The organism is Kitasatospora sp. NPDC096128 (assembly GCF_040303105.1).
GTDB lineage: Bacteria > Actinomycetota > Actinomycetes > Streptomycetales > Streptomycetaceae > Kitasatospora.
On record NZ_JBEOSP010000097.1, the window covers coordinates 1 to 8,874 of the forward strand.

General features: G+C 75.4%; 5 protein-coding genes and 1 pseudogene. 2 read left to right on the forward strand and 4 right to left on the reverse strand.

Translation table 11 applies throughout. The features are described 5' to 3' along the window. Positions 1-269: 269 nt before the first annotated feature. Both ABTY61_RS41425 and ABTY61_RS41430 read right to left on the reverse strand, forming a co-directional pair. Positions 270-1,562, reverse strand: a pseudogene (locus ABTY61_RS41425) (SpoIIE family protein phosphatase); the annotation flags it as partial. A gap of 170 nt (positions 1,563-1,732) precedes the next feature. Beyond that, positions 1,733-3,118: an NAD(P)/FAD-dependent oxidoreductase gene (locus ABTY61_RS41430; RefSeq protein ID WP_350510430.1), complete on the reverse strand. Its 1,386-nt coding sequence runs from the start codon at positions 3,116-3,118 to the stop codon at positions 1,733-1,735. 640 nt (positions 3,119-3,758) lie between these two features. On the opposite strand from ABTY61_RS41430, the gene ABTY61_RS41435 reads away from it, so the two are divergent. Further along, positions 3,759-4,529, forward strand: coding sequence for a TetR/AcrR family transcriptional regulator (locus tag ABTY61_RS41435; protein ID WP_502895543.1), 771 nt, complete (start codon positions 3,759-3,761; stop codon positions 4,527-4,529). A 377-nt stretch (positions 4,530-4,906) separates the two neighbouring features. Further along, positions 4,907-7,117: a sigma-70 family RNA polymerase sigma factor gene (locus ABTY61_RS41440; RefSeq protein WP_350510427.1), complete on the forward strand. Its 2,211-nt coding sequence runs from the start codon at positions 4,907-4,909 to the stop codon at positions 7,115-7,117. A 203-nt stretch (positions 7,118-7,320) separates the two neighbouring features. On the opposite strand, the gene ABTY61_RS41445 is transcribed toward ABTY61_RS41440, so the two are convergent. Next, positions 7,321-8,025: a DsbA family oxidoreductase gene (locus ABTY61_RS41445; RefSeq protein ID WP_350510428.1), complete on the reverse strand. Its 705-nt coding sequence runs from the start codon at positions 8,023-8,025 to the stop codon at positions 7,321-7,323. Positions 8,026-8,123: 98 nt separating this feature from the next. Further along, the gene (locus tag ABTY61_RS41450; protein WP_350510429.1) at positions 8,124-8,645 is read right to left on the reverse strand and encodes a universal stress protein; all 522 of its coding nucleotides are present in this window, start codon (positions 8,643-8,645) and stop codon (positions 8,124-8,126) included. Positions 8,646-8,874 lie beyond the last annotated feature (229 nt).

Here is an 8,874-nt window from a genome sequence, read left to right on the forward strand (position 1 = left end):
CCAGCCGCAATCCGATAAAAAGCGCACGCCGAATAAGCACCGAGCCGAGCCGCGAAAAAGCGAAACGACCGGTACGGACCGGAAGTGGTGTTTCAAGGGATTGGCTACCGCGGGACCGTCCGCGCAGACGCGTGTCCGGTGCTCCATGACAGGCAGCTCGAAGAACACTAGACCTCTGGAGTGGCCGAGTCAAGCACGGCAAGCGAATTCTCGGTGCCTCCGTCCGGGCCCTGGTCGACGCCCGCGTCGACGCCTGCGTCGGCTCCCTCGTCGGCTCCCTCGTCGGCCGGCAGCTGGAAGGCCAGGACGGCGACGTCGTCGTCGTGCTCCGAGGTCACGCCCATCGCCCGGAGCAGCCGGGCGCAGATCACCTCGGGCGCGCCGATCGCCCCGGTGAGGGTGCGGGCCAACAGGTCGAGTCCCTGGTCGATGTCCTCGTCGCGGCGCTCGACCAGTCCGTCCGTATAGAGGACGCCGGTGGTGCCGGGGAGCAGGCGCAGGGTGTGGGAGACGTGCAGGCCGTCGCCGGTGCCGAGCGGGGGGCCGTTCTGTTCCTCGCTGCGCAGGATGGTGCCGTCGGGGCAGCGCAGCAGCATCGGGAGGTGGCCGGCCGAGGCGTAGGAGAGGGTGCGGCGCTGCGGGTCCCAGACGGCGTAGGTGCAGGTGGCGATCTGGTTGGCGTCGATCTCCATGGCGAGGCCGTCGAGCAGGCGCATCACCTCGTGCGGGGGCAGGTCGAGGCGGGCGTAGGCGCGTACGGCGGTGCGCAGCTGGCCCATCACGGCGGCGGCCCGCAGGCCGCGCCCCATGACGTCGCCGATGACGAGTGCGGTGCGGCCGCCGTCGATGGCGATGACGTCGTACCAGTCGCCGCCGACTGCGGCCTCGGCTCCGCCCGGCTGGTAGGTGGCGGCGACCCGCAGGTCGGCGGGCTGGTCGAGCTTCTGCGGGAGGAGGCTGCGCTGGAGGGTGACGGCGGCCTCGCGCTGGCGGCGTTCGGCTTCGCGCAGGCGGGCGGCGGCGAGCACCTGGTCGGTGACTTCGGCGGCGAAGATCAGGACGCCCGTGGGCGGGCCCTCGGCGGGGGTGTCACCGGTGTCGCCCGGGCCGAGCGGGACGCAGGAGACGTTGTAGTAGCGGTTGCCGGTGAGGCCGAGGATGCAGCGGGCCTTGACGCTGCGGGGGCGGCCGCCGCGGATGACCTGGTCCATCAGGGGCAGGACGCCCATGGTGCCGAGTTCGGGGAGGGCCTCGCCCGCCGGCAGGCCGGTGGGGCGTTCGCCGAAGAGTTCGCGGTAGGCGCGGTTGGCGTAGCCGAGCTGGTGGAGCGGGCCGTAGGTGACCGCGACCGGGGCGGGGATGCGGTTGAGCACCTCGCGCAGGTTCTGGGGTCTGTGGGGGTCGAGGAGCTCGGCGGTGGCGGAGGGGCTGGTGGGGTCCCTGGGGCTGGGCACGACGACGCCGTCGGTGGAGGGCATGCCCTCGTCGGTGCCGGCCCCGTTGGGTGGGGCGGCACGCCAGGGGACTCCGGTGAGCCGGGCGCTCCAGCGCATGAGGTTCAAACGACGGCCGCTTCCTCGTTTTCCAGGCATATCATCACTTTTTGTGTGCACAGCAACACATGGGGTAATGACCAGTTCGGGCTGATCCTGTCAGGCGGAGGCCCGGTTCCGGAAGTCGCGCGCCCGGCGTGGCCGTCGGATCGGCCGTGGAGCCCGGACGGGCGGGTCGTTCATCGGGGAGCTTCCGGCCCGGATCCGGACGGCCGCCCGGGCCCGGAATCGAAACCGTCCTCGAAGGCCGAACGCGGGTGTTCCATCGCCCCCAGCGAGACCGCCTCGCGGGAGAACACCCCGCCGAGCACCCAGTCCATCAGCACCCGCACCCGCCGCTCCGCGCTCGGCAGCCGCCGCAGGTGCCGGGCCCGGTGCAGCCACCACGCCCGCCGTCCGGTGAGCCGGCCGCCGCGCCGGGTGTGGGCGACGGCCCGGTGCGGGCCCAGCGAGGTGGAGCAGACGGCCGGACCGGGCCGGTAGCCGACGAGCCCCGGCGCGTGCGGCCCGCCGGCCAGCGCCACCGCGATGTTGCGGGCGAGCAGCTCGGCCTGGGCGAAGGCGTGCTGGGCGTTGGGCGCGCACGGGGCGCCGTCCGCGTTCGGATCCGGCACCGCGGCGCAGTCGCCGGCCGCCCACACCCCGGGCAGGGCCCGTCCGTCCGGGCCGACGGCCTGCAGGGTGGCCAGGCAGCGGACCCGGCCCTCGGTGTCCAGCGGCAGGTCGGTGTCGCGCAGCAGCGGCGAGGGTCGGACGCCCGCCGTCCAGACCAGGGTGCGGGCGCTGAAGCGGCTGCCGTCGGAGAGCGCGGCGACCCCGCCGGCGGCGGACTCCAGGGTGGTGCGCAGCCGGATGTCGACGCCGCGTTCGCGCAGTTGGCCGAGGGTGTGCTCGGCGAGGTCCGGCGACTCCTCGGCGAGGATCCGGTCGCCGGCCTCGACCAGCACCCAGCGCAGGTCCTCGGCACGGACGTTGTGGTAGTTCCGCACGGCGGTGCGGGCCATGTCCTCCAGTTCGGCGAGCGCGCCGACGCCCGCGTAGCCGGCGCCCACGAAGACGAAGGTGAGTGCGGACTGCCGCAGCGCCGGGTCGCGGGTGGCCGAGGCGAGGTCGAGCTGCTCCAGCACGTGGTTGCGCAGGTGCACCGCCTCGCCGACGGTGGAGAAGCCGAGCCCGTGCTCGGCCAGGCCCGGCACCGGGGCGGTGCGGGCGACCGATCCGGGGACCACCACCAGGACGTCGTAAGGGAGTTCGAGCGGTGCCGGGGGCTCGCCGGGGCCCGCGGCGTCGGCCAGGGCGCGCCGGGCGGCGTGTTCGATCCGGGTGACCCGGGCGGTGATCACCCGGCAGTCCGGCAGGACCCGGCGCAGCGGGACGACCACGTGCCGCGGGTCGATCGAGCCGGCCGCGACCTCGGCCAGCAGCGGGTGGTAGGTGGAGTGGGCCCGGGGCTCGACGACGGTGATCTCCACCTCGCCGCGCCGCAACCGCTCGCGCAGGCCCCGCTGGAGGTGGAGCGCGGTGGCCGTCCCGGCGCAGCCGCCGCCGACGATCAGGATCCTGATGGTGCACCTCCTGCCGGTGTGACGTCTCGTCCCGGCCCCGCGGCCGGGGGTGTCCCCCCACTCACGCCCCCTATGAAGGACCGGCGGAGGTGGTCTTGTCCACAGTCCGTACGGGGCTGGTTGCGACTGGAGTGACGGACGTGGCCAGTTGTGCTTGCCTGGCGACTTTCTGACGCACTTTCGGCCGCGAAGAGCCGTGAACTATGGTCGGATTGTGTGCCGGAGCGGCCACCGCCATGACAATCGGCGGCGACGCACCGTGGAGCGGCCACTACGGCCAGTTCCAGCGTTGGCGCGAGAACCCGACTGGGGAAGAGTCATCCGGGGAAGGGTAGTTCCCGGACGAGGCCCCGGACGGTGCCGACGCGCCGAGCCGGACGCCGAGGCGGCCCGGCGGCACGACCGTGGTCACCGGAACGCGACGGGCGGCACGAGCTATGGGTCATCTGGTCATTTCTGACGGGCTGGGCTGCACCGGGGGGTGCAGGGGCGGGCGACGACAGGGTCCGGTTTCGGACGCCTGCGGGGGAGAGTTGGGATGATGGAACAGAAGCAGGTATTGGGGCGGGCGGGCGTACCGCACGCCGGACAGGGCATGGTCCCGGAGCAGCGCGGACCGGTGGACCTGCCGCAGGGCGGGATGGCGTACGCGGCCGTCCCGTACCGGGCGGATCCGCCGCAGACCACGGCGCCGGTCCCGGGGGCCCGGCTCCGGGTCGACGCCCGGCGGAACCTGGAGAGCGTGCTGCGCGCGGCCCGGGAGGTGTTCGGCGAATTCGGCTACGGCGCTCCCATGGAGGAGGTCGCCCGCCGGGCCGGGGTCGGGGTCGGCACGGTCTACCGGCGCTTCCCGAGCAAGGAGGTGCTGGTCCAGCGGATCGCGGCCGAGGAGGTGGCCTGGCTGACCGCGCAGGCGCGGGAGTCGCTGTACGGCGGCGACGGCGCCTGGGAGGCGCTCGCCGGGTACCTGGCCCGGGCGGTCGGCACCGGGGCCGGGCGGCTGCTGCCGCCGGAGGCGTTCCGGTACGCGGAGGAGCTGGGCCGGGTGCCCGATCAGCGGGTGTCGCAGGCACCGGCGGCCGTCCGCTTCGACCTGCGCGACGAGGAGGCGCGGGCCGGGGCACCGGTCGAGCCCTCGGCGGCGGACGCCGATCCGCGGCTGCTGCTGCAGCTGTTGGCCGCCCTGGTGGCGCGGGCCGGCGCGGCGGGCGAGCTGCGGCCGGGCGTCACGGTGTCGGACGTGGTGCTGGTGCTGACCGCGTCGGTGCCGGTGCACGCGGCACGGCCCTCGGTCACGGCGCCGTCGGCGGCCGGCTTCACGGCGACCGGTCCGCAGACGGACGGTCAACCGGCCCCGGGGCCCTCGGACCGGCTGCTGCAGCTCCTCCTGGACGGTCTGCGGGCACGCTGACCCGGGCCCGGCCCGCCCCGGAGGACGGCGGCGGTTCCGGACGCGTCGATACAGGCACGGTCGACGCGCCCGACGGGCAAGGGAGTTGGGCGGGACACCGGCGCGCGGCAGGGCACGCGCGCCGGGTGCGGGCGCCGTGCGACCCCGCGCCGCACGCTGGGCGAACACGGCGCGACGACCCCTCGGAAGAGTGGGTACCGGCCGGTCCGGCTACCGCCCGTCCCTGCGCTATGCCATCCTTTGCCCGTGGTTGGAGCCAATGTCCCGATGCGCGCCCTTCGCGCGCCGTCGGCGCCGTACGTCGGGGAACCGTGCGCCTACGCACTCCCGCGCGCCCTGCCACACTACGGGGGCTGTCGTGGAATCTGGGGTCCGTTGTGAGCGCCGAGGAACAGAACGACTACGGGTACGGCCTCGACTTCGGGGGCTTCTCCGGTAGTGCGGCCGACGGGTCCGCCGCGGGCCCCGGCGGCACCGGCCCCGCCCAAGTACCGGGCTCCACAGCCGGTTCGGGCACCGGGCACGTCCCCGACCAGGCCGGGATGCCCGGCCGCGAGACGCTGTCCGCCTCCTCCGCCGCACTGCCGCAGGGCCGGGTGCCCGGCCAGGCCCCGGCGGGCCGCGGTGGCGTCGCCCCCGAGGCGTTCGTCGGCGACGGCCGCCCCGCCCGGCCCACCGTCCCCGCCCCCGCCGACCCGGTCGACGGCGAGCGCCCGCCCTCCGACGCCGAGTTGACCGCCCGGGTCCGGGCCGGCGACGACACCGCGTACGAGGAGATCTACCTCCGGCACGTCGACTCGGTACGCCGCTACGCCCGTACCTGCTGCCGGGACAGCTTCACCGCCGAGGACCTCGCCGGCGAGGTCTTCGCCCGCACCCTCCAGGCGCTCAAGGCGGGCAAGGGGCCGGAGTTCGCCGTCCGCGCCTACCTGCTGACCGCCGTGCGCAACGTCGCCGCCGCCTGGACCCGCAGCGAACGGCGCGAACAACTCGTCGACGACTTCGGCCTGTTCGCCCAGACCTCGGCCGCCGTGGTCGACTACGACCTGGCCGACCCCGGCGCCGACGCCTGGGCCATGGCGATGGCCGACCAGCGCATGGTCATGCGGGCCTACGCCGAACTGCCCGAGGACGACCGGGTGGTGCTCTGGCACACCGAAGTCGAACAGGAATCGCCCAAGACCGTCGCCGTGATGCTCGGCAAGACCGCCAATGCCACCGCCGTCCAGGCCCATCGCGCCCGCGACCGGCTGGCCGCCGGCTTCCTCCAGGCGCACGTCTCCGGCAGCCAGGCCGGCAGCTGCGAGGCCTACGCCAACCGGCTCGGCGCATACGCCCGCGGTTCGCTGCGCAAGCGGGCCTCGGCCGAGGTCGGGCGGCACCTCAAGGAGTGCGACCGCTGCACGGCCGCCTGCCTGGAGCTCACCGAGATCAACACCGGCCTGCGCGCGCTGCTGCCCGGCGGCGTGCTGGTCTGGGTGGGGGTCGGCGGGTTCAGCGCCGCCGCCGCCGCGGCCGTGGGCGGTGCCGCCGTCGGCGGCGCGGCCGCGGCGGGGACGGCGGCGGCCACGGCGGGGTCGGCGGGTTCAGCGGCGGGGGCCGCGGGCACCGCTGGTGCCGCGGGTGCCTCCGGCGGTGGCGGGGGCGGCGCGGGGGCCATGGCCGGCGAGGGCCTCGGCACCGCCGCCAAGGCCGGGATCGCCGCCGCCGCGGCGGTCGCGGCGGCCGCCGTGGCCGCGTACGCGCTGGCCGGCTCACCCGAGCCGAAGCCCCCGGTCGCCGCTCCCCCGGCCACCACCGCGCCGGTGGCCGCCGCCCCGGTGGCCCCCGTCCCGGCGCCGCCCGCACCGGCGCCCAGCAGTGCCGCCCCGGCGCCGGCGCCGCCCGCCCCGGCACCGCCCGCGGCCAGCCCGAGTGCCGCCCCCAGCCCCGCCCCGAAGCCCAGCGCCAAGCCGAGCCGGGCCCCGGTGGCCACCCGGGCACCGCGGACCGAGCCACCCGCGGCCGCCACCGAGCCGCCCGTCGTCCCCACCCCGACTGTCCCGCCGCTACCGACTCCCGAGGTGCCCGTCGTCCCGACGCCGACCCTCCCGCCGGTACCGGAGCCGACCGTCACCCCGCCCAAGCCGCCCGCGCCCAGCGACTTCTGGGGCGACTCGCTGCCCGTGGTCAAGCCCGGGCACAACCGGGTCCCACCCGAGGGGCCGAGCATCCGGCAGAGGGGCAGCGACCGGTTCCGGCAGCGCGACGGCGGCTGGATCGGCGGCGAGTACCACCGGCACGCCATCACCGTGCACGCGCCGGCCACCACGCTGATCGACCTCAACCGCAGCTGCACGTCCTTCGACGCGGTCGCCGGAGTGGACGACGCCACGCTCAGCCCCGGCGGGGTGGTCTTCACCGTCCAGGCGGGCGACGGCAGCACCCTGTGGCGCTCCCGGGCCCTCGCGGCCGGGGACGACGCGCTGCCGGTGCATGTGCCGCTGGCCGGGCAGACGTCGATCCGGCTGGTGGTCACTCCGGCCAACGGGATCTGGTCGGCGCTGAACGTCGCGGACTGGGCGCAGGCCCGGTTCCGGTGCACCTGACCGCCCGGTCAGGGATGCGCGGGTGCGCGGGTGCGCGGGTGCGCGGGTGCACGGGTGCACGGGTGCACGGGTGCACGGGTGCACGGGTGCACGGGTGCACGGGTGCACGGGTGCACGGGTGCACGGGGATGTGCAGAAGGGCCCGGGGCCCGTTCCGGCTGATGCCTGGAACGGGCCCCGGGCCCTTCTGCGTCGGGAGGTCGTCAGATGGCGCAGGAACCGTCCGCGCAGGCCTCGCCGGCCGGGGCGACCGGCACCGGCGCCGGACGGCGCTCACCGGTCTCGGCGGCGACCTGCTCCAGCACCTTGCGGAAGGTCTCGGCCTCCTGCCCGCCCTGGACCGCCCACTTGCCCTCGAACACGAAGGTCGGCACGGCGGTGATGCCCAGCTCGCGGGCCTCGGCCAGCTGGGCCCGGACCTCGGCCGTGCCCTCGTCGCCCGCCAGGTAGGCCGTCACCCGCTCGCGGTCCAGGCCCGCCGCCACCGCCACGTCGGCCAGCGCGGCGCGGTCGCCGACGTCCACGCCGTCGGTGAAGTGCGCCTTCAGCAGCGCCTCCTTGAGCCGGCCCTGCGCCTCGGCACCGTACTCGGCCTCGGCGAGGTGCAGCAGGCGGTGGCCCAGGAAGGTGTTGGCGTGCAGGGCGGCGTCGAAGTCGTACGTGATGCCCTCGGCCAGGCCCAGCTCGGCCACCCGCGCGTCCATCGCGACGGACTGCGGGCCGTAGCGCTCGGCCAGCCAGGCGCGGTGCGGGCTCGCCGTCGCCGGTGCGTCCGGGACCAGCTGGTACGGGCGGTAGACGACCTCGACCGCCTCCTTGCCGGGGAAGTCCGCCAGGGCCTCCTCGAAGCGGCGCTTACCGATGTAGCACCAGGGGCAGGCGATGTCGGACCAGATCTCGACCTTCATGTTCGGGGGGCTCCAGGGGTGTCTCGTGGCGGGTGTACGAGATAGGTGAACGATGAACCATCTCGGCACATTCCCGACAACCTCGCCGGAACCGCTGGTCAGCCTTCCGCAGGAGCCGGGACCACCAGGACCGGGCAGGCCGCGTGGTGCACCGCCGCCGAACTCACCGAGCCCAGCAGCAACCGGGCGAACCCCCCGTTGCCCCTGGTCCCGACCACCAGCGTGTGCTGCCGGGTCGACGCCTCCAGCAGCACCTCGATCACATTGCCCAGCACCACGTGCAGCGACAGCTCGCCCCCGTACGGCCGGACCCGCTGCCGCAGCACCGTCGCCACCGCCCGGCGCAGCCCGTCCGCCATGCTCTCGACCAGCGTCTCCACGCTCTCCTGCACCAGCTCCGCCATCCCCGGCGGGTACCCGGCCGGCGCCGGGTTCACCACGGCCAGCACGTACAGCGGCAGCCCGAACAGCTCCGCCTCCGTCATCGCCCGGTCCAGCGCCCACAGCGAAGCGTCCGACCCGTCACAGGCCGCCAACACCCCGGGCGGCCGCCCCGTCGGCGGCCGCCCCAGCACCGACAGCACCACGGGAACCTCCCGCCCCGGGCCCACACCAGCCACCGCACCCACTCCTCACCGCGGACTCACAAACGCCGCCATCATCCCGCCCGGGTGGGAGGGCTGGGGGCGGCGCGCCGGGGGTTCCGCTGCGCGGGGCTGGGGTGTGGGGGTGGGCTCTCGGGAGGGTGGGTGACGCCGGGGGCGGTTCCGGGGGTGGGCGCTCCGGGGGCTGGATGATTTTCCGACCGCCGACTCTGTGGGGGAGTTGTCGGGCGCCGTTGGCGGTCTG